This window comes from Advenella sp. S44 (genome assembly GCF_002810445.1).
In the GTDB taxonomy this organism is placed as follows: Bacteria; Pseudomonadota; Gammaproteobacteria; order Burkholderiales; family Burkholderiaceae_B; genus Advenella.
In genome coordinates this window covers 148,335-171,249 of record NZ_NEXS01000008.1, presented here as the reverse complement: position 1 = coordinate 171,249, position 22,915 = coordinate 148,335, and the positions used below count along the sequence as shown (strand labels likewise).

At 55.3% G+C, this 22,915-nt stretch carries 23 protein-coding genes and 1 pseudogene; 9 read left to right on the top strand and 15 right to left on the bottom strand.

Annotated features, from left to right (window positions below):
- Window positions 1-77 precede the first annotated feature (77 nt).
- Entirely contained in the window at window positions 78-1,028 is a 951-nt protein-coding gene (gene argF, locus CAP48_RS13680; protein ID WP_100697635.1) for an ornithine carbamoyltransferase, read from the bottom strand.
- A 264-nt stretch (window positions 1,029-1,292) separates the two neighbouring features.
- On the opposite strand from argF, the gene CAP48_RS13675 reads away from it, so the two are divergent.
- Window positions 1,293-1,592 carry a DUF3579 domain-containing protein gene (locus CAP48_RS13675; RefSeq protein WP_192871336.1) on the top strand — a complete coding sequence of 100 codons (300 nt, stop codon included), beginning with the start codon at window positions 1,293-1,295 and terminating at the stop codon, window positions 1,590-1,592.
- A gap of 486 nt (window positions 1,593-2,078) precedes the next feature.
- Here the strand turns inward: CAP48_RS13675 and rpsT are convergent, their stop codons facing one another.
- The 7 genes and pseudogenes from rpsT to lpxK all read right to left on the bottom strand — a co-directional run bounded on the left by rpsT (window position 2,079) and on the right by lpxK (window position 8,031).
- Window positions 2,079-2,345 (bottom strand): 30S ribosomal protein S20, encoded by a 267-nt coding sequence (gene rpsT, locus CAP48_RS13670; protein WP_100697633.1) that lies wholly within the window; start codon window positions 2,343-2,345, stop codon window positions 2,079-2,081.
- Window positions 2,346-2,535: 190 nt separating this feature from the next.
- The gene (murJ, locus tag CAP48_RS13665) at window positions 2,536-4,149 is read right to left on the bottom strand and encodes a murein biosynthesis integral membrane protein MurJ (protein ID WP_100697727.1); all 1,614 of its coding nucleotides are present in this window, start codon (window positions 4,147-4,149) and stop codon (window positions 2,536-2,538) included.
- Window positions 4,150-4,232: 83 nt separating this feature from the next.
- Window positions 4,233-4,991: a 3-hydroxyacyl-CoA dehydrogenase gene (locus tag CAP48_RS13660; RefSeq protein WP_100697631.1), complete on the bottom strand. Its 759-nt coding sequence runs from the start codon at window positions 4,989-4,991 to the stop codon at window positions 4,233-4,235.
- Between the two features lie 17 nt (window positions 4,992-5,008).
- The gene (gene adk, locus CAP48_RS13655) at window positions 5,009-5,668 is read right to left on the bottom strand and encodes an adenylate kinase (RefSeq protein WP_100697629.1); all 660 of its coding nucleotides are present in this window, start codon (window positions 5,666-5,668) and stop codon (window positions 5,009-5,011) included.
- Window positions 5,669-5,733: 65 nt separating this feature from the next.
- On the bottom strand, window positions 5,734-6,522 hold the full coding sequence (gene kdsB, locus CAP48_RS13650) for a 3-deoxy-manno-octulosonate cytidylyltransferase (RefSeq protein WP_100697627.1): 789 nt from the start codon (window positions 6,520-6,522) through the stop codon (window positions 5,734-5,736).
- A gap of 163 nt (window positions 6,523-6,685) precedes the next feature.
- Window positions 6,686-6,925: pseudogene (locus CAP48_RS20660) on the bottom strand (Trm112 family protein); the annotation flags it as partial.
- Window positions 6,926-6,954: 29 nt separating this feature from the next.
- Complete coding sequence (gene lpxK, locus CAP48_RS13640; RefSeq protein WP_100697623.1) at window positions 6,955-8,031, bottom strand: tetraacyldisaccharide 4'-kinase; 1,077 nt, start codon at window positions 8,029-8,031, stop codon at window positions 6,955-6,957.
- A 604-nt stretch (window positions 8,032-8,635) separates the two neighbouring features.
- Here lpxK and xseA point away from each other — a divergent pair.
- Both xseA and CAP48_RS13630 read left to right on the top strand, forming a co-directional pair.
- Window positions 8,636-9,943, top strand: coding sequence for an exodeoxyribonuclease VII large subunit (gene xseA / locus CAP48_RS13635; protein ID WP_369806357.1), 1,308 nt, complete (start codon window positions 8,636-8,638; stop codon window positions 9,941-9,943).
- Window positions 9,944-9,993: 50 nt separating this feature from the next.
- Complete coding sequence (locus CAP48_RS13630; RefSeq protein WP_100697619.1) at window positions 9,994-10,569, top strand: superoxide dismutase; 576 nt, start codon at window positions 9,994-9,996, stop codon at window positions 10,567-10,569.
- Window positions 10,570-10,757: 188 nt separating this feature from the next.
- Here CAP48_RS13630 and CAP48_RS13625 read toward each other — a convergent pair whose 3' ends face one another.
- Genes CAP48_RS13625 through CAP48_RS13615 form a run of 3 tightly spaced genes read right to left on the bottom strand, consistent with a single transcriptional unit; the run spans window position 10,758 to window position 11,921 of the window.
- The gene (locus CAP48_RS13625) at window positions 10,758-11,114 is read right to left on the bottom strand and encodes a hypothetical protein (RefSeq protein ID WP_100697617.1); all 357 of its coding nucleotides are present in this window, start codon (window positions 11,112-11,114) and stop codon (window positions 10,758-10,760) included.
- A 9-nt stretch (window positions 11,115-11,123) separates the two neighbouring features.
- Entirely contained in the window at window positions 11,124-11,648 is a 525-nt protein-coding gene (locus CAP48_RS13620) for a DUF192 domain-containing protein (protein ID WP_197707275.1), read from the bottom strand.
- Between the two features lie 24 nt (window positions 11,649-11,672).
- Window positions 11,673-11,921, bottom strand: coding sequence for a cold-shock protein (locus tag CAP48_RS13615; protein ID WP_100697615.1), 249 nt, complete (start codon window positions 11,919-11,921; stop codon window positions 11,673-11,675).
- A gap of 237 nt (window positions 11,922-12,158) precedes the next feature.
- On the opposite strand from CAP48_RS13615, the gene clpS reads away from it, so the two are divergent.
- From clpS to CAP48_RS13585, 6 genes are all read left to right on the top strand, one after another.
- Complete coding sequence (gene clpS / locus CAP48_RS13610; protein ID WP_100697613.1) at window positions 12,159-12,467, top strand: ATP-dependent Clp protease adapter ClpS; 309 nt, start codon at window positions 12,159-12,161, stop codon at window positions 12,465-12,467.
- A gap of 43 nt (window positions 12,468-12,510) precedes the next feature.
- Entirely contained in the window at window positions 12,511-14,811 is a 2,301-nt protein-coding gene (clpA, locus tag CAP48_RS13605; protein ID WP_100697611.1) for an ATP-dependent Clp protease ATP-binding subunit ClpA, read from the top strand.
- 2 nt (window positions 14,812-14,813) lie between these two features.
- The gene (locus tag CAP48_RS13600; protein WP_100697609.1) at window positions 14,814-16,091 is read left to right on the top strand and encodes a paraquat-inducible protein A; all 1,278 of its coding nucleotides are present in this window, start codon (window positions 14,814-14,816) and stop codon (window positions 16,089-16,091) included.
- Window positions 16,092-16,180: 89 nt separating this feature from the next.
- The gene (locus CAP48_RS13595; RefSeq protein ID WP_100697607.1) at window positions 16,181-18,001 is read left to right on the top strand and encodes an intermembrane transport protein PqiB; all 1,821 of its coding nucleotides are present in this window, start codon (window positions 16,181-16,183) and stop codon (window positions 17,999-18,001) included.
- Window positions 17,998-18,654 (top strand): membrane integrity-associated transporter subunit PqiC, encoded by a 657-nt coding sequence (locus CAP48_RS13590; protein ID WP_100697605.1) that lies wholly within the window; start codon window positions 17,998-18,000, stop codon window positions 18,652-18,654. The genes CAP48_RS13595 and CAP48_RS13590 overlap by 4 nt, the downstream gene beginning before the upstream one ends.
- Window positions 18,655-18,739: 85 nt before the next feature.
- Window positions 18,740-19,897, top strand: coding sequence for an ABC transporter substrate-binding protein (locus CAP48_RS13585; RefSeq protein WP_100697603.1), 1,158 nt, complete (start codon window positions 18,740-18,742; stop codon window positions 19,895-19,897).
- Window positions 19,898-20,113: 216 nt separating this feature from the next.
- Here the strand turns inward: CAP48_RS13585 and CAP48_RS13580 are convergent, their stop codons facing one another.
- From CAP48_RS13580 to CAP48_RS13565, 4 genes are all read right to left on the bottom strand, one after another.
- On the bottom strand, window positions 20,114-21,115 hold the full coding sequence (locus tag CAP48_RS13580) for a tripartite tricarboxylate transporter substrate binding protein (RefSeq protein ID WP_100697601.1): 1,002 nt from the start codon (window positions 21,113-21,115) through the stop codon (window positions 20,114-20,116).
- Window positions 21,116-21,244: 129 nt separating this feature from the next.
- Entirely contained in the window at window positions 21,245-21,691 is a 447-nt protein-coding gene (dut, locus tag CAP48_RS13575) for a dUTP diphosphatase (protein WP_100697599.1), read from the bottom strand.
- On the bottom strand, window positions 21,688-22,206 hold the full coding sequence (locus CAP48_RS13570; RefSeq protein WP_100697597.1) for a hypothetical protein: 519 nt from the start codon (window positions 22,204-22,206) through the stop codon (window positions 21,688-21,690). The genes dut and CAP48_RS13570 overlap by 4 nt, the downstream gene beginning before the upstream one ends.
- 55 nt (window positions 22,207-22,261) lie before the next feature.
- Complete coding sequence (locus tag CAP48_RS13565; protein ID WP_100697595.1) at window positions 22,262-22,885, bottom strand: DedA family protein; 624 nt, start codon at window positions 22,883-22,885, stop codon at window positions 22,262-22,264.
- Window positions 22,886-22,915 lie beyond the last annotated feature (30 nt).

Sequence of the window (22,915 nt, the reverse complement as noted above, 5' to 3'; positions counted from 1 at the left end):
GTCTTTGCCTGGTGCAGTGGGTGTTCAGATGCGACGCATAGGCGGTATTTTAACGCGTTTAACGGGCGCTGGCAGGTTCAGGCCTGTGCGTCGGGCAATCGCCCCAACAGCAAAAACTCCATGAGGGCTTTTTGCGCGTGCAAACGGTTTTCTGCCTCGTCCCAGACCACACTTTGCGGGCCGTCAATCACATCGCCGGTGACCTCTTCACCACGATGGGCTGGCAGGCAGTGCATGAACAGGGCATCGGGTTGCGCGGCCTGCATGATGGCGGTATTGACCTGCCAGTTCTTGAAGGCGCGTTTGCGTTTTTCGTTCTCTTCTTCATATCCCATGCTGGTCCAGACATCGGTTGTCACCAGACTCGCGCCGCCGCATGCAGCTGCGGGATCGTCAAATTGTTCCAGGACATCGCTGCCAATCCCGGCAATCCGGTCTTGTTCCAGACGATAACCTTTAGGTGCCGAGACATGCATTTTAAATCCGAGCAATTGCGCTGCCTGAATCCAGGTATAGGCCATATTGTTGGCGTCGCCAATCCACGCCACGGTTTTCCCCTGGATCGAGCCGCGATGCTCCATATAGGTCAGAATATCGGCCAGGATCTGGCAGGGATGAAATTCGTTGGTCAGGCCGTTGATCACGGGCACGCGCGAGTGAGCGGCAAAGCGTTCAATGCGAGTTTGCTCGAAGGTGCGAATCATAACAATGTCCACCATCCGGGAAATCACGCGTGCCGTATCTTCTATCGGTTCGGCGCGTCCCAATTGTGAATCGGTGGTGGTCAGGTGAATGACCGATCCGCCCATTTGGTACATACCGGCCTCGAACGAGACGCGGGTACGTGTGCTGGCTTTCTCGAAAACCATGGCAAGCGTGCGGTCGTGTAGCGGCATATGTGGTTCATATCGCTTGAATTTGCTTTTGATGATCAGCGCGCGGTTAAGCACGTAGAGAAGTTCGTCAGAAGTAAAATCTTTGATCTGCAGGAAATGCCGCATCGGGCCGGTCGATTGCAAGGTTGTCATGGCAGGATGGTTCAGTTGCTAACGTAAACGGTAAACAATAGTAAAAAGAAAAAATAGCAAAAATAAGCGGTCCGGCGGCATTCCGTCAGGGATATGCCAAGAGCTTGTCTTGAAATGGATTTGCAGGGGTCCTGTGCCGGGATATATCTGTGATTTCTTTCATATAACCCGGTGAATTTCGGGTGACGCCAGACGCTATCATATACAATTCTGTCTTTAGTATATCTTTGTTCTCTGGCGGTTTTTATTGCAAGAGACTTTTTCTTGAAGATAATTGAAGTGCAACAGTTAATTATCCACGGAGTGACCGAAGAGGGCCAGCGCTTTCGTCCAAGCGACTGGGCAGAAAGGCTCGCCGGCGTGATGTCGCACTTTCGCCCCGGCGGTGTTGCTGGTCCGGGACAGCACATTACCTACTCGCCCTACGTTGTGCCCAATAACATCGACGGCGTCAAATGTGTCATTGTCGACTGTCGCCTGCGCGAACTCGAGCCGCTGGCCTGGAAGTTTGTGGTTGATTTTGCAAAAGATAACAAACTCAAGACGTCCGAGCGGACGCGCTGATTGTCCTCAGCGTTTCTCTTTCTACCCAACCATTTATTGAATCACTGCTACGTTGTCTGTCGCGGAACGCTCCTCGATCTTGTTCGTTGTCGGAATGCGCGCTAACGGTATCCCGATGCGCGGATACGTCCGATGCAGGCGTTATAGTGTTAAAGACACGTCAACCCGAACGTGAACAGAGATTGACGCGCAAGGGTTAGAAGCGGCATGGAGAACAGCGTAGAGGCGGTGGGGAAATAAGGGGGTTCTGGTGCGGCCAGCCTGTGCCAATGCTCGCCAACGTTCTGCCAAAGGCCTGGCGAACAGGATTGCGGTGGATTGGTTAGGCCGTCTATGAGCCGAAATCGACAAAACACAAAGCGCGGCCAAAAGCCACGCTTTGTGATTACCATTGACTCAAACCGTAATGCTTGCCGGTATTTGCGGTACGTAGCGGCATACCCGCACTATCGTTGGCTACCGGCAAGGTATTGCCAGTGCAGCAGATCAGGCGCCGATTGCGCGGATAGCAGCAGACAGGCGGCTTTTATGACGGGCAGCCTTGTTTTTATGGATGATTTTTTTGTCGGCAATGCGGTCAATAACGCTGGTTGTTTTGGCAAACACTTCGTTCGCCTGAGCCTGGTCGCCGGCGGCGATTGCCTGACGTACGCGTTTAACGGACGTGCGCAGCAGTGAACGCAGGCTGGAATTGTGTTTGTTACGAGCAACGGATTGACGTGCACGTTTGCGTGCTTGTGCAGTATTGGCCATGGTAGTTCTTCAATTAAGTTAATTCAGCAAAGTCTGGTAGTTTAGCATATTCGTTGTGTTATGCAAGAAATCTGTGCAAAAACACCGGTTTACGCGGCAATTTTACACAATTGTGCGCTCAAGGCAACAGCGAGCCTGCTTCACTGGCTCGTCATGCCGTGGGTGCGGGCCGTCATGAGCGTTGACCGGATCAGCGACGCCGTGTGAAATCGACAGACCGAAATCCGACCAGCAAGAGCGCGGCAAAGTAAACAAAGGCGCAGGAAATTAGCAACAAGAGCAGGGTGAGCAGGCGTGAAACAGTGAATGTCATCTGCGCCGGTAGCCATTGAACCAGCCCGCTATTGATCCATGCGTTGATGGTGCCCGGCGTCAGCGTAGTCCAGCTCATATGCTGTTGCAGAAACAGGATCCACAACGCCAGTGCGATCACGGCGGGTGTGAGCCTGGCAAAAAAGACCAGCCAACCGGCGCGCGGCTGGTAAATGTTTTTGCGGCGCAGTCCCACCAGCAGGCACAGTGCATTGACCGTTGCGCCCAGTCCAATGGACAGGGCAAGGCCGGCATGCTGGAGGAATGGGACAAAAACCAGGTTCATCATCTGGGTAAAAATCAGTACGCCAACGGCGATTTTTACCGGGGTGCGGATATCCTGCTTTGCGTAGAAACCAGGGGCCAGGATTTTGACTGCCAGAATGCCGATCAGGCCGACAGCATAGGCCATGACCGACAGCCGGGTCTGTTGCACGTCGGCCGCGTTGAAGGCTCCGTAATTGAACAGGGTTGCCACCAGGGCATCGGATGCCAGCGCCAGCCCGAGCGCAGCGGGCAAGCCGAGTAACAGCACCAGTTTTAGCCCCCAATCGAGCAGGTGGCTATATGCCTGTGTGTCCTGCTTGCCATGCGCGGCCGACAGGCTGGGCAACAGCACGGTACCCAGCGCAACGCCCAATAAGGCCGTGGGAAATTCCATCAGCCGATCGGCGAAAGACAGCCATGTCACGCTGCCGGCAGGCAGCCAGGTCGCAATATTGGTATTGATCAGAATGGATATCTGCGCTACCGAAACGCCAAGTGTTGCCGGCCCCATTTGGCGAATAACCCTGCGTACTACCGGATCAGCCCAGGCGCCTTTTATGTTGAGTGAAAGGCGGGGCGTTAAACCCAGTTTGGCCAGGGCCAGCCATTGCACCGACAGTTGCGCAAGGCCGCCAAACATGACGCCCGCCGCCAGTGCGTAAATGGGCGTCGAAAACAGGTCGGTGAGCAACAGGCAGGCGCCAATCATGGATAGATTGAGCAGAATCGGCGTAAATGCCGGAATCGCAAAACGACTCCAGGTATTGAGCACGGCCGAGGCAAACGCAACCAGTGACATGCAGACAATATAGGGAAACATGACCCGGGTCATCCATACCGCCGACTCAAAGGCGGTATCGGTAGAAGCATGGGACATGCCGGTGGCCATCGCAGTGACAACCCAGGGCGCGGCAATAATGCCCAGGACAGTAATCAGCATGACGGCGTAAAGCAGCACAATGAATACGTGATCCAGCAGCGCCTTAACCTTGTCCTGCTCGTGCCGGTTGCGTGCTTCGCCAAGAATCGGCACGAACGCCTGGGAAAAAGCGCCTTCGGCAAACAGGCGACGCAACAGGTTGGGAATCCGGAACGCAACCCAGAACGCGTCGGTAAGCGGACTGGCGCCGAAGGTTCGGGCGACCAGAATATCCCGGGCCAGGCCCGAAATGCGCGAAAGCAACGTAAGGCCGCTGATGGTGGCGGCAGACCGTAAAAGGCTCATGGGCTCGTCAGAAAAAAACAAGGCACGTGAATATTACGCTTTTGGCGAACTCACGTGCCTGTGACGGGGAATAGTCGCAGAAATTATTTTGGTGCGAGCCGGATAGCCCCGTCAAGGCGAATAGTCTCGCCGTTGATCATTTCATTCGTGATAATGCTGTAAACCAGCTTGGCGTAGTCTTGCGGCGTTCCCAGGCGTGATGGAAAGGGGATGCTCTCGGCCAGGGAATCCTGCACTTGCTGGGGCATGCCGAAAATCATGGGCGTGCCGAAAATACCGGGAGCAATGGTATTGCAGCGGATGCCTGAACGGGCCAGGTCGCGGGCGACTGGCAATGTCATGCCAACCACGCCGGCTTTCGAGGCTGCGTACGCAGCTTGACCGATTTGTCCTTCGTAGGCAGCCACGGATGCCGTATTGATGATAACTCCACGCTCGCCAGTGGGCTCCGGCTCGTTGTCGTTCATGGCCGCAGCAGCCAGGCGCAACATATTGAACGAACCAATCAGGTTCACGCCAATGACTTTCTGAAAAAGATCCAGGGGATGCGCGCCGGTTTTGCCAACGGTGCGCGAGGCGGGAGCGATGCCGGCGCAATTGATCAGGCCAGCCAGTTTGCCTGCAGCAGTGGCTGCGTCGATGACGGCACTGGCATCTTCTTCGCGGGTCACGTCGCAGTGCAGGTATTGTAGACCCAGTTCGCTGGCAAGTTGCTGGCCGGGTTCATCCTGCACATCGGCAATAATGACCTGCGCGCCATACTCGACCAGCATACGCGCCGTGCCGGCGCCCAGACCGGATGCGCCGCCAGTGACAATAAAAACTTTACCCTTGATTTCCATGACTGTTCCTTGCGACCTTAGGATTGGCTTAACGCATCTTCGATGCGGCGGGTGATTTCCTCAACCTTGCCTACCCCGGAAATATGGACATATTGCGGTGCTTTGGGATCATGCTGGGCAGCCCAGTCAGAGTAGTACTTGACCAGCGGCCGGGTCTGATTCCGATACACTTCCAGACGCTTTCTGACAGTGTCTTCCTGATCGTCATCACGTTGCACCAGCGTTTCGCCGGTCAGGTCGTCCTTGCCTTCTACCTTGGGCGGATTGAACCGCAGGTGATAGGTGCGACCGCTGGCCGGGTGTACACGACGCCCGCTCATGCGCTCGATGATGTCCTCTTCGGGAACATCAATTTCTATGACGTAGTCCAGACCGATATCAGCGTTCTTCAGGGCATCGGCCTGCGGGATCGTGCGTGGAAAGCCATCAAACAGGTAGCCTTTTTTGCAGTCATCTTCGCGCAGGCGGTCCTTGACCAGCCGGATGATAATGTCATCGGACACCAGTCCGCCATTATCCATCACTGTTTTCGCCTCAATGCCTACAGGAGTTTGGGCTTTGACAGCCGCACGCAACATGTCTCCCGTGGAAATTTGCGGAATACCGTATTTCCGGGTGATGAATGTTGCCTGAGTGCCTTTGCCTGCGCCTGGTGGCCCTAACAAAATGAGACGCATGGATCCCTCCTGGATGTTGTTATGAGTTACTAGTGGAATGCTATTTTATATGATGCATTGCAAAATTAAACCGAGTTGCGATAAAAAAGACGAACTCGTTCGAGATCTTCCTGAGTGTCTACCCCCGGTATAGGCGCGCTGGCGGTAACCAGTACATGGATTCGGAACCCATGCTCCAGGGCCCGGAGCTGCTCGAGCGACTCGAAACTCTCTAGCGGCCCTTGTGTGAGGGACGGGAAAATTTTCAGGAACTCGCTACGATAAGCGTATAAGCCAATATGATGCAATGCGGGAAAACCTGTAGGTAAAGCGGATTGACTCTTGCCCGGTTCCGCGCTGTGCCCTTCAAAATGATTGCGGGCCCACGGGATGGGGGCTCGCGAAAAATACAGGGCGTATTGGTCCGATGAGCAAACTACCTTGACAATATTGGGATTGAAAAAATCCTGGGGATTGGCCAGCGGGTAGGCGCAGGTGGAGATGACCGCGGCGCTGTTTTCAAGCAGATCGCGTGCAGCCAGGTTGATGATTTCCGGTTCGATCATGGGCTCATCGCCCTGAACATTCACGATCACCTGGTCGTCGGGCAAGTCAAGTTGCGCCACGACCTCGGCCAGCCTGTCGGTTCCCGACGGGTGATCCGCCCGTGTGAGCAGCGGGCTGCAGCCGTGCGCCTGTGCAACCTGGGCAATTTGCGGATCGTCGGTGGCAATATAGACTCGGGTGGCGTCCGAGCGGGCTGCCTGCCTGGCAGTACGAACAACCATGGGCAGGCCGCCGATATCGGCCAGCATTTTGCCGGGCAGCCGGGTTGATGCGGCGCGTGCCGGCACAATAACGATAAAGCCTGCCATATTAGGGTCTGCTGCCGGACGTGGAGTCGGAAGCTGAGTCGGAATTTGAGTCGGAATTTGATCCTGACTCGGAACCTGGGCCTGAATCAGTATCGGTATCGGTATCAGTATCGGGAATGGCAGGCTTAGCCTGCCCGGATGCCGTTGCATCACTGTGTCCCCGGTCAGAAGCGGGGGTCGCAGGCGATTCGGGGGAACCGCTGGCCAGAGGGCGTTGTGGCGATGTCGCTGCCTGATTCTGGCGTAGCGACCGCGCCTCTTCCTTCAGCATGACCGGGATGCCGTTTCTGATAGGGTAGGCAAGCTGGTCATGCTGGCAGATCAGTTCTTGCTCGCTCCGGTCATGGCGCAAGGGGATGTTGCACAATGGGCAGACGAGGAGCTTGAGAAATTGCGTGTCCATAATATGAGTCGTGTAATCTGTCGAATGAATCAGTATACCGGTAATGATTTGAGTTTTTTCGCGATATCGTCAAAAAAATCTGGATCGGAAAACCGAGGCGTCACCTCCAGGCTCCACAAACGATCATCCTGCATGGTCAGGCATTTGGCAGCATCCTTTGCTGTCATCAGGATCAGGTCTGCATCAATCGCCTGGATCTCGTCACGGGAATAGGCATGGTGGTCGGCAAATGCGATGGTTTGCTGCGCCACAATGCCGGTATACGCCAGTGTCCTGAAAAATCGAGGCGGATGGCCGATGCCGGCAATTGCTGCGATGCGTTTGCCCCGATATTGCGCCCGCCACTGGTCTGGCGACAGGGATTGTCCGGAAAGCAGATGAACGACCCGGGCAGGAAGCAACTGCATGGTTACCCGCCGCGCTTCGCGCTGCCCCTGGCTTGCACGGGTATGCGCCTGCTGGTCGATCACCGGTTCGTCGGCAGGAATATTGCTGACCAGATAATCAACCGAGTTCAGTCTTGAGGCGGGCTCGCGCAAAGGGCCCGCCGGCAACAGACGACCGTTGCCGATGCCGCGACTGTCCTGCACCGCAATCTCGATATCGCGCCCCAGGGCTCGATGCTGCAGGCCATCGTCCGCGATGATGACGGTGATTTCGGGATATTGCTGTAGCAGGCAACGGGCGGCTCGCGTGCGGTCTGGATGAATCGCAATGGGAGCAGCGCTTGCCAGCATCGAGGGTTCATCACCCAGATAAGCAGCCTGCGCCTGCGCACCATAGCCGTGTCGAGGCTCGTGACCTACGGTGACCCCGTAACCGCGGCTGACAATGCCCGGTTGCCAGCCTCGTTCGCGCAATGCTGCGACCAGGCTCAGGACGAACGGCGTTTTGCCGGTGCCGCCCACAAAGATATTGCCTACGACGATAACCGGAACCGGCATGCGGTTCGGTTGTTTAAGACCTAGCAAGTAGAGTGCTGCGCGCGCGGCCACGACCAGGCGGGTCACCCATGACAGCGGCAACAGTGCGTCGGACAGCAGCCCACCGCTTTGCCATTGGCTCAGCAGGGTGTTGGTCAGAGTAGCGTGTTTATTTTGTACCATTGGCGAAAATGCGCGGCGGCTTACGGTAAAATCCAGACGGTTAGTTTACTTGTTTATTGCATGGCATGATGAGCCAGTCGCCTGAGAGCGGATCGTTATTCAAATGTTGTTGGGCATCAAACCTGCGTTGTTCGGCTAAATTCCCAGACCCCGATAGCCGCCGGGCAGGTATTATTGCAGCAAATGAAGCCTTGGCGTGTTGTTGGCCGGCAGGCTGGCCAATGGCTTTGGACGAGGGCCAATCGCTAGCGTTGAGGTGGGGTCTTGCGGATGTCGCTCTGCACAAGTTCAGCTTAAATTGAAGTGGCAGATCGGGCAAATGTAACTACTCACATTTTCTGTGGATAATTCTGTGAATAAGATGCTGTAATGGCGTATCTACACAAGTGCTGGCCTCGTTTGCTTAATCATTGTGCAATTTAATTGAAATATTTCTTTTTGTTTTAAATCAATAACTTACGGCTTGTTTCTCACAAAGCAATTCAGGAAGTCATTGTAATGGGCCGTAAAAATGCCCAGGCTATTGATTTTTTATTTTTGTGGACAGTTTGGAATTGGAAATTTGGAAAATCTCGAAAATAACGGTGTCTTGTCAAGCGAAAAAATGTTATCGGTCGGGCAGTTGAACCGACGGGTCGGGCGGCTGCTTGAAGAAGGTGTGCCGATGCTCTGGGTGACCGGCGAAATCTCCAATTTTGTCAGGGCCTCGTCAGGCCACTGGTATTTCACGCTGAAAGACGAGCGCGCAGCCGTACGCGCCGTCATGTTCAGGGGTAAAACGGCAATGCTCGATTTTGTGCCGGCTTCAGGCGACCGGATTGACGTGCGAGCCCGTGTGACGTTGTATGAACCCCGTGGAGATTACCAATTGCAGGTGGAGTCGCTGCGCCGGGCCGGGCAGGGCAATCTGTACGAACAGTTTCTCGCTATTCGCGCCCGACTTCAGCAAGAAGGACTGCTGGATGCGTCGCGCAAGCTTCCCCTGCCGGCATTTGCGCATCGCGTTGGCGTCATCACCTCGCTCGGGGCAGCGGCATTACATGATGTGTTAAGTGCGCTCACCCGAAGGGCGCCGCATGTCAGTATTGTGATATATCCGACAGCGGTACAAGGTAGGGATGCGGCCACGGAAATCATGAGCGCGCTGGCGCAGGCTCAGATGCGCAATGAAGTGGATGCGCTACTGTTGGTCCGTGGTGGCGGCAGTATGGAAGACTTGTGGAGCTTTAATGATGAGTCGCTGGCCCGCCTGATTGCCGCCAGTCGAATCCCCATCGTTTCGGGCGTTGGTCACGAGACCGATTTCACGATCGCCGACTTCGTTGCCGACTTGCGTGCGCCTACGCCGACCGCGGCCGCTGAACTGGTGTGTCGGCCCAGGCAGGAGATCATCAATGATATCGTTGGCCTGACGGACCGGCTGTCCCGGCATCAGCAACGCATGCTGGAAAATTACAGCCTGCGACTGGATCGCTTGACCGGCAGGCTTGTGTCTCCGGCGCAGAAAATCCGTAGTGATCGCGTGCGTGTCATCCATGCGTTGCGACAACTTGACAGCAGTATGAACACCGAACTGGCGCATAAAAAAAACCGCGTTGCCCTGCTGAATCAGTCGCTCGAACATGCCGCACCCCAAGTGGCTCACGCCAGAAGTCGGATCGCCGCTGTGCTGGCCCGGCTGGACCGTGCAGCGGACCGTTTTATGAATCAAACGCAGCGTCGTTTCGAGCGCGCACATACACAATTTGAAACCATAAACCCGCGGGCGGTGTTGGGGCGAGGCTACGCCATCGTCTATGATGAAACAGGGCGTGTGCAGCGCGACCCCGCGATTCTGCAGGAAGGACAAGCCCTGACGGTGGAGCTGGAGAAAGGTACGCAGCAAGTCAGGGTCATTCCGAATCGCAGCTAGAATTTAAGGTATCATCGGAGAACCTTTTTTACTTAGACAAGGAGATCTACATGGCACACAGCTTACCGCCGCTTCCCTATGAAATGGATGCACTTGCTCCCACAATATCCAAAGAAACGCTTGAATACCATTATGGCAAACATCATAAGGCCTATGTCGACAAGCTGAACGAACTGATCCCGGGCACCGAGTTTGAAAATGCCAGCCTGGAAGAAATCGTGAAAAAGTCAGACGGCGTGATGTTCAATCAGGCAGCCCAGGTGTGGAATCACACGTTCTACTGGAACTGTTTGACTCCCGGCGGCAGCGAGCCAAAAGGCGCTGTGCTTGAAGGCATCAATAAAAAATGGGGCAGTGTTGACAAATTCAAGGAAGAATTCAACAAATCCGCCGCAGGCAACTTTGGCTCAGGCTGGACCTGGCTGGTGAAAAAGACTGACGGTTCATTCGATATCGTCAACACCAGTAATGCCAAAACACCATTGACGACAGACGACGTTCCACTGCTTACCTGTGACGTCTGGGAGCACGCTTACTATATTGACTATCGTAATGCGCGCCCTAAATATCTGGAATCTTTCTGGAAACTGGCCAACTGGGATTTCGCAAGCAAAAATCTCGGTTGATCACGCCACCGCAAGGACCCGTTCTTGCAAAAAAACCGCCAGTCCACGTTCTGTGGCTGGCGGTTTTTTTGGATATATGCCTTACCAACTCGCAAGTGCAGGGCGCCTGGCGTTGCCCCAATCTGGGGGATGATATCGTGCAAGACTAGAGCTGTCCGGTCAGCGCTTGGCGCCCGGGTAGTACGGCGCTAGCGCATGCATTGCTCAACGATTGTCACGATATCTGCCTGCGTGTCTGGCGCGACCCTCAAGGTCACGCGTGAGCCTGAATTGCCATCAAGCGAGCGCGGCGCGACGCTGATTTTTGCTTTGGGCTCATCCGGCCCCGGTATGCCGCCAAAGTAGTAGTCTGCATCGGACTGCCGCAAGTGGGCTGCGGGATAGGGACCTTTCCAGCCGGTCAGGATGCAGTTGGCCAATTGCTTGGGTTGTACGTCAGAGTTGCGCTCGATAGCGGGTTTGTGATATTCGGGCAGGGTAATGCCTGAGCATCCTGCGAGCAAGCCGATGCAGCTTCCCAGCAGGGTGGTCCAGATTGCTTTCATAAATAACCTTTACTGTTGTGTTGCCGGCAAGCCGTCCCGTGCGATGGGCAGCGAGTCCGGTAGGACGGCCCTGATATTATCACCGACACGGATGCTGTGGCGATGAAACCATCCACGATTGACCTCCAGCGCATAGCGTGCCTGCGCGCCTGAACAGTGAGAGGCTTCGCTCAACGGCTGCATGTCATCCAGCGCGACAATCGTGCCATGCTTATCGATAAAGGCAATGGAAAGCGGAATCAGTGTATTTTTCATCCAGAAACAACGCTGCTGATCGTCTGGAAAGACAAAAAGCATGCCGTGGTCGGGCGCCAGTGTCCGACGGTGCATCAGGCCGCTGGCGCGCAGTGGATCCGTGTCGGCCACTTCAGCCGTGAGTGCGTGTCCCCGGATTTGCAATGCAACATTGGCGACAGCCGAACCGGGCACGGAAACGCGGGCCGCAGTCATTCGTGGGGCCAGCAATAGGCCTGCCAGAATGGTGCAGCCCGCAAGAAATGCTATCCGCAAGAACCTTGATGCGGGCAGGGACATGGACACGCTCTTTCGATATAGGGGCTATGCTGCAGTTATGTTAAGCGCCTGTTGTCCTTTGGGGCCTTGTGCTATCTCAAAAGAGACGCGCTGGCCTTCTTTCAGTGTCTTGAATCCGTTCATCTGGATTGAAGAAAAGTGGGCAAAAAGATCTTCGCCGCCGCCATCGGGTGTAATAAAGCCGAACCCTTTGGCATCGTTAAACCATTTGACGGTCCCGGTCTGCTTGTTGCCGCTTTCCTCGGGGACGGGTGTTTCTGTTGTTTCTGACATTCTTACAGCCTCTGCTCAAGATTTTACCAACCCAAGGCAACAGGCCGATGATGGCCTCTTGCCGAAAAGATACTGAAACAGTTTTGTGGATACTATTTTGCAGTATAAATAAATGATGCGGATTAATATTATGTGAGTCAATAGTGGAAATTACCGATAATTCTGGGGTTCATAAACAACACCACTTGAAATATCGTATAAAGTATCAATATAAAGACTTTCTTAAGCAGGTTCGGTATGGCTCAGCAGTCAGGCATTGTCACTGAAGCGCAAAAGGCGAAATTGGCGCCCCCACCCATGTATCAGGTGTTGCTGTTAAACGATGATTACACCCCGATGGACTTTGTGGTTTCAGTTTTAGAAAAAATATTTTCGAAAACAGAAGAAGAGGCCACGGTGATCATGTTAAAAGTACATCATGATGGCAAGGGCGTTTGTGGTGTTTACACCAGAGACATTGCCGCCACAAAAGTGGCAACGGTTGCGCAGTATGCGCGCGCTCATCAGCACCCACTGCAGTGCGTGATGGAGCCCGTGGATTTGTAATGGTCCTGGCATTTCCAGGGCAGTTGTTTAGACGGAGGAAATTGTGATTTCTCAAGAACTCGAAGTGACACTACATATGGCGTTTGTGGATGCACGTTCGGCACGCCACGAATTTATTACCGTCGAACATCTGTTGCTGGTATTGTTGGATAACGCGGCTGCCAGGGAGGTGCTGACCGCCTGCGATGCCGATATTGAACAGTTGCGCACCAAGCTGCGTACCTTTATTGATGCCAATACGCCGATTGTTGGCGGCTCCGATGAAGTCGATACGCAGCCGACCCTGGGTTTTCAGCGTGTAATCCAACGGGCCATCATGCATGTCTCGTCCAACGGCAACGCCAAAAGCCCTGCAACGGGCGCCAATGTGCTGGTTGCAATCTTCAGCGAGAAAGATTCCCACGCTGTGTTTTATCTGCAAGAGCAGAATGTCACGCGTCTAGATGTGGTCAATTATATTTCCCATGGCATCACCAAATCGGCCGCCCCCTCGCCAGACGAGGGTACAGCCCCGTCCGAGCCGCAGCCTGGCGAGCCCGAAGAGAATAAGTCGCCCCTTGCCCTGTACGCGTCCGATCTGAACGCACTGGCCAAGGCGGGCAAAATTGACCCGCTTATCGGGCGGGACAATGAAATTGAACGCGTGGTACAGATTCTGTGCCGCCGTCGCAAAAACAACCCGCTGTTGGTAGGCGAAGCCGGTGTGGGCAAAACGGCCATCGCTGAAGGCCTGGCGCTGCGGATCTCCACCGGTAACGTTCCCGATATTCTGTCCAAGGCCCGCGTTTATGCGTTGGATATGGGTTCATTGCTTGCAGGAACCAAGTACCGAGGCGATTTCGAGCAGCGGCTCAAGGCCGTGCTCAAGCAGTTGGCCAGTCAGCCCGACGCCGTGCTTTTCATTGATGAAATTCACACCCTGATTGGTGCCGGCTCGGCTTCGGGCGGCACCATGGACGCCTCCAATCTGCTCAAACCCGCCTTGTCTTCCGGGGCGCTGCGCTGCATGGGAGCGACCACCTACAAGGAATACCGCGGCATTTTTGAAAAAGATCACGCGCTATCGCGTCGGTTCCAGAAAATCGATGTCAGCGAGCCAACGGTGGAACAAACCATTCTTATCCTGCGTGGCTTGAAATCCAAATTCGAAGAACATCACCATGTTCGCTATTCGGCGGCGGCCATTACCGCCGCTGCGGAATTGTCTGCCAAACATATCAATGATCGTCACCTGCCTGACAAAGCCATTGACGTTCTCGATGAGAGCGGAGCCGCACAGCGACTGCTGCCCAAATCTCGCCAGAAAAAGGTTATCGGCAAGACCGACATCGAAAACGTGGTGTCCAAAATGGCGCGCATTCCGCCGCAATCGGTCAGCACCGACGATCGCAACAAGCTGGCAACACTGGATCGAGACCTGAAAACTGTCGTTTTCGGTCAGGATGCCGCCATTACGGCATTGGCCTCCGCGATCAAGATGTCGCGTTCAGGCCTTGGCAAGCCCGACAAGCCGATAGGCTCTTTCCTGTTTTCCGGCCCGACCGGCGTGGGCAAGACCGAGGTCGCCAGACAACTGGCCTTCATTCTTGGCGTTGAGTTGATCCGCTTCGATATGTCCGAATATATGGAGCGACACGCGGTCTCGCGTCTCATTGGCGCCCCTCCGGGCTATGTGGGTTTCGACCAGGGCGGCCTGCTGACCGAGGCAGTCAATAAACAGCCGCACAGTGTGTTGCTGCTCGATGAAATTGAAAAGGCCCATCCGGATATTTTCAACATCCTGCTGCAGGTTATGGACCATGGCGTGCTGACAGATAACAACGGGCGCAAGTCTGATTTTCGCAATGTGGTCATTATCATGACCACCAATGCGGGGGCGGAGCTGCTCAATCGCCGCTCCATCGGTTTTGCCGACAGCCGCCAGAGCGGCGACGAGATGGCAGAGATCAAGCGCATGTTCTCGCCTGAATTCCGCAATCGTCTTGATGCCATCATTCCATTTGCTTCGTTGTCGGAAGACATCATTATGCGCGTGGTCGACAAGTTCCTGATCGAACTGGAGCACCAGTTGCAGGCCAAACGGGTGGATGCCACCTTTACCGATGGCCTGCGCCAGCACCTGGCCAAAAAAGGGTTCGATCCTCTGATGGGTGCCCGACCCATGCAACGGCTGATTCAAGACGTTATTCGCCGTGCGCTGGCCGACGAGCTGTTATTTGGCAGACTGGCCAGCGGTGGTTCGGTCTATGTCGATATTGATGACAAGGACGAAGTCACGCTCACTTTCAATGATTCGGATCCGAAGGAAAAAAAGGATTCTGAGGAAGAAGCGCTGGTTTCTTGAGCATGACGGGCATCTACATCGCCTGCCATCATTGCGGGCAACTGCATGAACGAAGCGCGCTGGTCTCGGGCCAGCGCGCTTCTTGCGTTCGATGCGGTACGGTGTTGTGGTCCCAGGGTGTGCTCAACAGTTCTGCCTGGCTGGCAATTGCTCTGACCTCGCTGATCGCGTTCGCAGTGGCCAGCTTTATGCCGGTAGGAACAATCAGCGCAGTCGGCCTCAAAAGCAGTTCGACTTTCCTGGACGCCGTCGCGGCAACCTGGCGGGCTGGCTATCCCAGCGTTGCCATCATGTGCTTTGCCACCGGTTTTCTAATGCCCTTGCTTGACGTCCTCATTCTCATCTGGCTGCTGGCGTTTTCCCGCCAGAGCCGGCGGGCGCCGGGACTGAACCAACTGAGCCGATGGCTGCATCTGGTGCGTCCATGGGCGATGATTCCGGTATTTATGCTGGGAGCGCTGGTGGCCATCGTAAAACTGGCCGATATGGCCTCGCTTACGCCAGGCGCGGGCCTGTGGGCTTATGCGGCGCTTACCTTCCTGCTTACCGGCCTGAGCAAGCTCAATTCCGAACGCGTGTGGTTGCTGGCAGAACAGGATGGCGCCGTCAAGCCCCTGCCGGTTACCCTTGACCAGGAACATGTGCCGCTAGATTGCGAGATCTGCGGCCAGGTCACCATGAGTCGGGAGCATGAGGGAACATGCCAGCGCTGCCATAATCATGTGCATTTTCGCAAACCGGCGCACAAAACACGGGCCCTGGCCATTTTGCTTGCCGCCGTTATTCTGTATCTTCCGGCCAATCTCTATCCGGTCATGATCAATACCACCGTCCTTGGTGGCACCGCTGCCCATACCATTCTGGGAGGAATCCTGGAGTTGTGGAATCTGGGCTCCTGGGATCTGGCCCTGATTGTCTTTGTGGCCAGCTTTGTCGTGCCGCTAACTAAAATTGTCATTCTGGCCATTTTGATCGGTCGTTCGGCAAAAGGCCGTCGTGATACGATGATGCATTACACGAGGATGTATCAGACAGTGGAACTGATTGGCCAATGGTCAATGCTGGATGTTTTCGTGGTGATCCTGCTCACTTCCCTGGTCAACTTCGGATCATTGATGTCGGTGCGACCCGATATTGGCGCCGCTGCCTTTGGTATGGTAGTTGTGGTCACTATGTTTGCCACTATGAATTTTGATATACGCAAAGGTTGGGATGAGGTGGACGACGATATCGAGCAGCCTGATTACCAGCCAGCGCCCACTGCGCCCACCTTTTCTTAGTGGGCCCAGGCCCAGGACAACAGGGACGGATTACCGTTTAATCGATAGTATGTATAGTTTACTGAATCAGCAGTCGGCAGGAGCGTCATATGTCTGAAAACGATCGGCCACCAGCGGACCCATCCAAGCGCGCTCCCGAAGACGGGACGGCGCCGGAGCGGCATTCTTCTGCGTCCGGCGACACGGAAAATACGGCAGCGCAAAGTGGGGGTGCAGATACGAAAGACACCGCTGCCAACCAGCCCAATCCGGTCATCGCCAAGACACCGGTCATTACCCAGAAGAAAAACAAAAATATCTCCTGGATCTGGCTTGTACCGGTGATTGCAGCCATCATCGGGCTCTCGTTGCTGGTGCGCGACTATATGCAACAGGGGCCGGTGGCTACGGTCACCTTCAAAACGGCAGAAGGACTGGAAATCGACAAGACCCAGGTGCGCTACAAGGATGTCGTGGTCGGCACTGTCTCCGATATTACATTGACCGAAGATCATAATTCAGTGCTGGTGAAGGTATCCTTCAAGCAGGGCGTTGACTTTCTCTTGCACGAGGGCGCCCGGTTTTGGGTCGTCAAGCCGCGACTGGCGGCCAGTGGCGTCTCGGGTCTGGGCACATTGGTATCGGGCGCCTATATCGGCGTAGATATCGACGACTCTCAGCAAAACAAAGGCAAGTACCGCGATGAATTCGTCGGGCTGGAAAAACCGCCGGAATTGATCAGTGGCCGGCCTGGCAAGCGATTTACTATTACCGCGCCCAGCCTGAACTCGCTGGATCTTGGCTCGCCGGTTCTGTACCGGCGCCTTGAGGTTGGACAGGTCATCAATTACAACCTGAGCAAGGACGGCAAGGGGGTCGAGGTCCAAATATTCATTGACGCCCCATACGACCGCTTTGTCACCGAAAACAGCCGCTTCTGGAATGCCAGCGGCGTCGACCTGTCGCTGAATGCGGGCGGCCTGAATTTGAAAACACAGTCGCTGGTTTCGGTGTTGGCGGGAGGGATTTCTTTCGGGCAATTGCCGCTGAACAATGAATCCCCACCGCCCAAGCCGGCGCCTGACGGGACGCGATTCGTTCTGAACCCCTCGGAAGACAAGGCTCTGGCCAAACCCGACGGCCTGGCGTTTCCAATCCGCATGAAGTTCGACAAATCGGTCAGGGGATTGCAGACCGGTTCGGCCATTGATTTCAAGGGCATTCTTCTGGGCGAAGTCAAAGACATTTCCATGGAGTTTGATATTGCCACGAAGAAAACCACGGTGATTGTCGATGGCGTGATTTACGAAAACCGGCTGGGCGCGGCCATACCTGCGGCGCAGCGGGCCAACAGCAACGACGAGGCGCTTCATGACGTGGCACTCAAGGAGTTTGTCACCAGTGGCATTCGGGCCCAATTGCGTTTTGCCAACATTTTTACCGGGCAGCTTTATGTGGCGTTGGACTATTTCCCGGAAATCGCCGGCAAGCCGCCCACGCCTGACGTCAGTAAGCAGCCGGTGCTAATCGCGACGGTGCCGGGCAGCTTTGATGAGCTGCAGCAACAGCTCAATGTCATTGTCGAAAAACTGAAAAACCTGCCGATAGATTCGATTGGCCATTCGCTTGACGACACCCTGCAAAGCATCTCGAAACTGGCCAGGACACTGGATACGACCATGGTTCCTGCGCTGACGACAACGGTGCGACAGGCCGGGCGCTCGCTCGACGGCGTCAATAAAACCATGGGCACGGTTCGCGGCGTTGTGGGCGACGAGAGTCCTGTTATGCTGCAGCTTAACGGCATGATCAAGGAAATGTCGCGGGCTGCCAAATCAATCCGCAGCCTGGGCGACTATCTGCAGGCCGAGCCCAGCTCGCTGATACGAGGCCGCTCCAAAGACAATATCCCGTTCAAGGAAAGTCAATGATTACGCGTAAATTGTCCAAAGCCTTGCGTCCGATGGCGCTGACGGCCGTGGCCGCCATACTCAGTGCCTGCGCCTCGGCACCCACGCAATATTACACGCTGGCAGCCAGCGACCCGGCCAGCGTGCAGGGCACTGCCCGCTTCGGTGTCAATCTGCACGATGTGACGGTCCCTGACGTTGTCGACAAGCCGCAGCTGATGATTCGCAGTTCTGCTGATTCATCCGCCGTGGTGCCGCTCAACGGATCGCGCTGGGCGGGCTCTTTACAGGACGAAATCCAGAAAACCTTGTCCGCCAATCTGGTTAGTCGTCTGGGCGCGATTAATATTCAGGGCATCAGCGGCAGTGAGCAGAAACTGCCGATCTGGTTGATAGAGACCACTTTTCATCGCTTTGACATGATTCTGAATAAGGCTGCCGTCATTGACGCTACCTGGCGCATTAAGCCAGTACGCATGACAGGCCAGTCCGGACGCGTTTGCCAGACCAGGATTGAAGTGGCGGCCGGCACCGGCGTAGATGCCTTGGTGCAAAGTCAGTCGCAGGCGCTGGCCCTGTTATCGGATGTGATTGCCGGTGCCATTGACGGTCGCACCCAGGCGCGCACCGCTGAAGGAGCGAGCATTCAGTCGCTCGGATGTCATTCGGGTTAGAATGCGCCTCTTGCGTTGCCTACCGGGGTTTGTTGCACGAACCCCGACACCGCAGGACATATTGTTTCTCCAGAGGGGCTTATCCATGCTATTTAAGAACACCTTTCTCGCCGGCCTGCTTGCCGCGATTTTGACACCACCGGCTTTTGCGGACGTGACGGTGGGTGTTGTGCTTTCCAGTACAGGGCCGGCGGCAGCCATTGGCATCCAGTCGCGCAACGCGATTGACTTGTGGCCCAAAACGCTGGGGGGCGAGCCTGCCAGATACATTGTGCTGGACGATGGCACGGATGTCAGCAAGGCGGTGCGTAATGCCCGCAAGCTGACTTCGGAAGACAAGATCGATATCCTGGTCGGACCCAACACGACGGCGGCGGCATTGGCGATTCTGGATGTGCTCAAAGAAACGAAAACGCCAATGATCGCGCTGGCGGCCTCGGCAGCCATAGTGACGCCACCGAATGATCCGGGCCGCCACTGGGCCTTCAAAATGCCGCAGAATGACAGTCTGATGGCCCAGGTTCTGGTCGAGGACATGGTAAAAAAAGGATTCAAGAAAATCGCCTTTATTGGCTATGCGGATTCTTACGGCGAAAACTGGTGGAAGGAATTTTCCAGCCTGGCGGCAGGAAAAGTGGATGTGGTTGCCCGCGAATCATACCAGCGGACAGACTCCTCAGTAACCGGCCAGGTTCTCAAGCTGATGGCCGCCAGGCCCGACGCTATTCTGATCGCCGGATCGGGCACGCCCGCCGTCTTGCCTGGCAAGACCCTCAAGCAACGTGGCTACAAAGGCGTGATCTACCAAACCCACGGTATTGGTACACTGGAGGTGTTGCAGGTGGGTGGGAAAGATGTCGAGGGCACGCTGTTCCCGACGGGCCCGGGTGTTGTGGCCAAGGGGTTACCGGATTCCAACCCGGTCAAGAAAATCGCCAGCGAATTTACAGAAAAGTATGAAGCCAAATACGGCGCCAATTCGGCCACTCAGTTTGCCGGCGATGCCTGGGGCGCCTATATGGTTATGGACAACGCCGTCAGCCAGGCATTGCAGAAAGACGCCCGGCCCGGTACGCCGGCGTTTCGCAGCGCCTTGCGTGATGCCATTGAATCAACACGGGAGCTGATCGTGCCCAATGGCGTGCTCAATATCTCCGCAAAGGACCACCAGGGTTTTGATGAGCGCGCCCGTGTCATGGGAAAAATTGAGGACGGCCGCTTTCAGTACGCACCTGAAAAATAAATCATGGGCGTTTAAACGGAACTCGGCCTCACAGATGCCTGAATGGCAGGTGTGAGGCCGGATTTGGAATTGCGATGGCGATTGCCGAATAGGAACTGCCTTAGCGATGTCGAATAGAAACGGTCGAGCGATGGAGAATCGGCATAGCATTTGCGATTGTCGGATCGCAGTTGCATTGGCGATTGCTCCAAGTGACTGGCAAAATGCTAACGGGCTTTACTGGGCCGATGCACCCGAGATTTTGACAATGTCTTTGTATTTTGCCATTTCGGTTTTGACCTTTGCCGCAAATTCCTCGGAAGAGGACGGTTTGGTGTCCGAACCCATGTTCAGCAGTTGTTTCTTGACCGCTTCGTCCTGCATGGCGGCTGCAAAGGCCTCATGCAAGGTGTTGACTACCTCGTTGGGCGTGCCGCCAGTTGCGAAGATGCCAAACCAGGTGCTGATATCAAAATCCGGGATGCCGGCAGACTCCATGGTGGGCACGTCTTTCATGATGTCAGATGTTGCTTTGGTCGTCAGCGCCAGGGCACGCACCTTGCCATCTTTGACCATGGGCAGGGCAGAGGCCAGATTATCAAACATGAACTGGGTTTGGTCTGACAACAGCGACAGCTTTGCCGGGCTGGCGCCCTGGTAGGGGACGTGCACGGCGTCAATGCCGGTGCGCTGCTTGATCAGTTCGCCGGCAAGATGGCCGGCGCTGCCATTGCCCCCCGAGGCATAATTCAGCTTGCCGGGATTGCTTTTGGCATATTCGATCAACGACGCAACATCCGTGATTTTATTTTTATCTGAGAATGCGGTGCTGACCACCAGAACATTGGGCACTTCCGATACCAGCAGAATGGGTTCAAAATCCTTGACTGGATCGTAATTCAGATTTTTGTATAGCCACGGGTTGATGGCATGTGTGGCGACTGCGCCCATGACGATTGAATAACCGTCAGGCTTGGCGCGGGCGACCATGCCTGCGCCGATATTGCCGCCAGCACCGGGTTTGTTTTCCACAATAATGGTTTGTTTCAGCGTTTTTCCAGCGTGTTCGGCCAGCAAACGCGCTACGCCGTCCAGTGGGCCGCCTGGAGAATAGGGCACGACAAAGGTAATCGGTTTGGTCGGATATGATGCTTCCTGAGCCATGACCGGTTGCAGCAGGGCGGCGCCCATTAGGGTGGCCAGTGCGCTTTTTAGCAGCGTTCGTTTTGTCTGATTCATTACTTTTTCCTGAATAATTAAAAATATCGGCGTGGGCCCACCCTATGGGGCCAGCATGTTCACGGGCAGTCTGCATTCGTACTTTGAAAACGATGGTCGTCCCCGGTGCAGGCCGTTGCCGAAGCCGTATCAGCGGCTGCCGGTACTGCCAAAACCGCCTACGCCGCGCTCGCTCTGTGTAAACTCCTCAACCACATTGAACGCGACCTGCATGACGGGTACAACGACCAGTTGCGCAATGCGCTCCATGGGTGTTAAAACAAAAGGCGTCTGACTGCGATTCCAGACGGAAACCATTAGCGGCCCCTGATAGTCGGCGTCAATCAGGCCGACCAGATTTCCCAATACGATTCCATTCTTGTGTCCTAGGCCTGAGCGTGGCAGGATCATGGCGGCATAACGCGGGTCCTGCAGATAAATGGAAATACCGGTTGGCACCAGCAGCGATGCGCCAGGGGCCAGTGTCTGTTCCTGTTCAAGGCAGGCGCGCAAGTCCAGCCCGGCCGATCCGCTAGTGGCATAGGTAGGCAGTTGGTCGCGCATGCGTTCGTCTAGAATTTTGACATCAAGTTTCATATTTGTTTCTTAGTGGTAACCGAAGTGGGAAATCGTTTTGCGGCGTTCCGAATCCGCTTGTAAATGATGAACAGGACCACCAGAATAAAGATCAGTGGACCGCCCATCCCGTCAAGATCGAGCCTGCGGCCATTGGTCTCGAATGCATTGATCAATATAAAAAGGACAACGGCAACGAGTCCGAGCACAAGAGAAACCGGGAAAGACCGCGGTTTTTTCTGACTCTGCGCGACAGGCCGTGTTTCAAACCCGGTGTGCTGTTTGCCGCTGGGTGGCACCGGAAAGCCAATATCGGCTGTCGGTTGATTCGCTGCCTGCTTTTGTTTGCTGCTTGCCGGCGCGCCGGAGGCCGCCGTCGCACGATTGCCTTGGCTCGTTGTGTCGATCAGCTTTGATGGAAAACCCGAGGAAAAATCCGGGTTCACTGCCTGTTCCTTCATATCAAAATGACGACTCAGTTCTTCTACATAACTGGCAAAATCGCCGTTTCTGGGTTCGCGGTAGTCCATATTCATTGTTGAGCTCCATTGGGCGTCACTGCGCGGATCGCGGTATGCGTATCCACAGTCGTCAGCGTTTTTTTTGCGCCTGACGCAGCGCACGCCTTCGTCTAGCCAAGATAACGATAATACATACCACGGCCAATGCTGCTAATATGGCCAGGCTTGCTGTTGGCCCCAATGCGTCGGCGCCGTGTACGCCGAGATAGCCCGGCATCAGAAGCCAGGGGAACCAAATCATGCCCGAGAGCACATTGGCAAGCTGAAATTTCCCCTGCGGCATGTTCATTATGCCAGCCATGCCCGGGATAAGCGAGCGGAAAGCGCCCATGAAGCGCCCCGCGAAAACGGACAGAAAGCCGTAACGGTAAAATAATAGTCGGGCACGCGCCACGCTGCGCCGGCGTTTCTGCAGCATATCGGTTTTAAGCAGCGCCGGGCCATAGGCGCTGCCTATCCAATAGGAAACGGCGTCGCCCGCGATGGCGCCGGCTATGCCCCACAGCAGCACGCTGGTCAGTTCCAGCGTTCCGTTGGCAATTAATACGCCGGTCAGCGGCAACAGCACGGTGGCAGGCACAAACAGCCCCACGATCAACAAAGACTCGCCAAAGGAAATCAGGCCGATAACCGGCCCTGCCCAGTGTTGGTGCTGGGTAATAAATGCAAGAATTTGATCAATATAAATTTGCATCGGAGGTTGGAATTACGCAGCCGTGGCCGC

Coding starts and splice junctions, on each gene's coding strand:
- argF (WP_100697635.1), bottom strand. CDS start 1,028: ATGACAACCTTGCAATCGACCGGCCCGATGCGGCATTTCCTGCAGATC.
- rpsT (WP_100697633.1), bottom strand. CDS start 2,345: ATGGCCAATACTGCACAAGCACGCAAACGTGCACGTCAATCCGTTGCT.
- murJ (WP_100697727.1), bottom strand. CDS start 4,149: ATGAGCCTTTTACGGTCTGCCGCCACCATCAGCGGCCTTACGTTGCTT.
- CAP48_RS13660 (WP_100697631.1), bottom strand. CDS start 4,991: ATGGAAATCAAGGGTAAAGTTTTTATTGTCACTGGCGGCGCATCCGGT.
- adk (WP_100697629.1), bottom strand. CDS start 5,668: ATGCGTCTCATTTTGTTAGGGCCACCAGGCGCAGGCAAAGGCACTCAG.
- kdsB (WP_100697627.1), bottom strand. CDS start 6,522: ATGGCAGGCTTTATCGTTATTGTGCCGGCACGCGCCGCATCAACCCGG.
- lpxK (WP_100697623.1), bottom strand. CDS start 8,031: ATGGTACAAAATAAACACGCTACTCTGACCAACACCCTGCTGAGCCAA.
- xseA (WP_369806357.1), top strand. CDS start 8,636: ATGTTATCGGTCGGGCAGTTGAACCGACGGGTCGGGCGGCTGCTTGAA.
- CAP48_RS13630 (WP_100697619.1), top strand. CDS start 9,994: ATGGCACACAGCTTACCGCCGCTTCCCTATGAAATGGATGCACTTGCT.
- CAP48_RS13625 (WP_100697617.1), bottom strand. CDS start 11,114: ATGAAAGCAATCTGGACCACCCTGCTGGGAAGCTGCATCGGCTTGCTC.
- CAP48_RS13620 (WP_197707275.1), bottom strand. CDS start 11,648: ATGTCCCTGCCCGCATCAAGGTTCTTGCGGATAGCATTTCTTGCGGGC.
- CAP48_RS13615 (WP_100697615.1), bottom strand. CDS start 11,921: ATGTCAGAAACAACAGAAACACCCGTCCCCGAGGAAAGCGGCAACAAG.
- clpS (WP_100697613.1), top strand. CDS start 12,159: ATGGCTCAGCAGTCAGGCATTGTCACTGAAGCGCAAAAGGCGAAATTG.
- CAP48_RS13600 (WP_100697609.1), top strand. CDS start 14,814: ATGACGGGCATCTACATCGCCTGCCATCATTGCGGGCAACTGCATGAA.
- CAP48_RS13595 (WP_100697607.1), top strand. CDS start 16,181: ATGTCTGAAAACGATCGGCCACCAGCGGACCCATCCAAGCGCGCTCCC.
- CAP48_RS13590 (WP_100697605.1), top strand. CDS start 17,998: ATGATTACGCGTAAATTGTCCAAAGCCTTGCGTCCGATGGCGCTGACG.
- CAP48_RS13585 (WP_100697603.1), top strand. CDS start 18,740: ATGCTATTTAAGAACACCTTTCTCGCCGGCCTGCTTGCCGCGATTTTG.
- CAP48_RS13580 (WP_100697601.1), bottom strand. CDS start 21,115: ATGAATCAGACAAAACGAACGCTGCTAAAAAGCGCACTGGCCACCCTA.
- dut (WP_100697599.1), bottom strand. CDS start 21,691: ATGAAACTTGATGTCAAAATTCTAGACGAACGCATGCGCGACCAACTG.
- CAP48_RS13570 (WP_100697597.1), bottom strand. CDS start 22,206: ATGAATATGGACTACCGCGAACCCAGAAACGGCGATTTTGCCAGTTAT.
- CAP48_RS13565 (WP_100697595.1), bottom strand. CDS start 22,885: ATGCAAATTTATATTGATCAAATTCTTGCATTTATTACCCAGCACCAA.